At 32.3% G+C, this 1,237-nt stretch carries 1 protein-coding gene and 1 pseudogene; one reads left to right on the forward strand and one right to left on the reverse strand.

The genetic code is table 11. The features are described 5' to 3' along the window. A pseudogene (locus DMP16_RS09960) lies at positions 1–665 on the forward strand (replication factor C large subunit); the annotation flags it as partial. On the opposite strand, the gene moaC reads toward DMP16_RS09960, so the two are convergent. Then, complete coding sequence (gene moaC / locus DMP16_RS09965) at positions 662–1,114, reverse strand: cyclic pyranopterin monophosphate synthase MoaC (protein WP_069281900.1); 453 nt, start codon at positions 1,112–1,114, stop codon at positions 662–664. The pseudogene DMP16_RS09960 and the gene moaC overlap by 4 nt on opposite strands. Positions 1,115–1,237 lie beyond the last annotated feature (123 nt).

A 1,237-nucleotide genomic window follows, 5' to 3' on the forward strand; every position in this document is an offset into this window, starting at 1 on the left:
CTTTAGACTACATTATTGATACTAGCGAGGGTGATGCAAGATATGCGATTAACATGCTACAAGGTATAGCAGAAGGATATGGGAAGATAACGTTAGATTTAGTTAAATCTTTAGCGAGAAGGAAAGAGAGAGAACTTGACCCGTTTGAGACGTTAAGGGATATATTTTGGGCACGCTATGCTTGGCAAGCTAAGAGTGCTGCTACTAGTTCTCAAGTGGATTACGATATGTTGTTAAGATGGGTATCTGAAAATATTCCGATACAATACGAAAATATTGAGGATATATGGAGGGCTTATGATTCCTTATCTAAAGCTTCGATTTTCTTAAAGAGAGCTAAGGCTGGAGATTGGGATTTGTTATCTTATGCATATGATATGATGAGTTCTGGAGTTGCATTAGCCGAGATCGAAAAAAAGAAACCAAATTGGAAGCCTAAATGGAAAAAATATCAGTTCCCCTCTTATATACAACAACTGTTTAAGAGTAAAGAAATTAGAGATTTAAGAGATGAGATCATAAAAAAGATTAGCGTACATTCTTCTTATGATAAAACGATAAACGATACATTTCCATATTTCCTTTTATTTTACAAAAAGTATGAAAAACAACTTAAATTTAGTCCAAAAGAGAAGGAGTACATAGAGTCTTTAAATAAATCTTAATATGGTTTCTTTTCCTTATTTGTTACTTTAATTTCCTTTATTTCAGTAAATGGATATTTTCCTATATCGTCTTTTTCATATTTCTTTACCATATCCCATATAGTAAGTAGGGCTACTGAGGTTGCTACTAATGCCTCCATTTCTACGCCAGTCTTGTAATGTGCTAAAACTTTTGATTTAACTCTTACCCCCTCATTCTCTATATCGATTTCAACATCTATTTTCTCTAGTGGTATAGGGTGACATAGTGGTATTAACTCATGGGTTCTTTTTGCAGCTAATATCCCAGCGGTTTTTGATACTGTAATTACATCGCCTTTCTCTATTTGATTTTTCCTTATTTTTTCTATTGTCTCATGTCTTAGCTTTATAAATCCTTCAGCTTCAGCTTCCCTTAATACTACTTCTTTGCTTGAAATATCTATCATACTAACTTTTTGTTCACTCATCTTTATACAATTCTTCGAGCAAGTTTATTAAAACTAATATTTTAGGGTTAGAATAATTGATTTTTATAATCTTAGCTCTTTGATCGCTTCCTATAATTTCAATCACCTCTATTTTTTCTAAAT

Origin of the sequence: Sulfolobus sp. B1 (assembly GCF_007050195.1) — an archaeon.
In the GTDB taxonomy this organism is placed as follows: domain Archaea; phylum Thermoproteota; class Thermoprotei_A; order Sulfolobales; family Sulfolobaceae; genus Saccharolobus.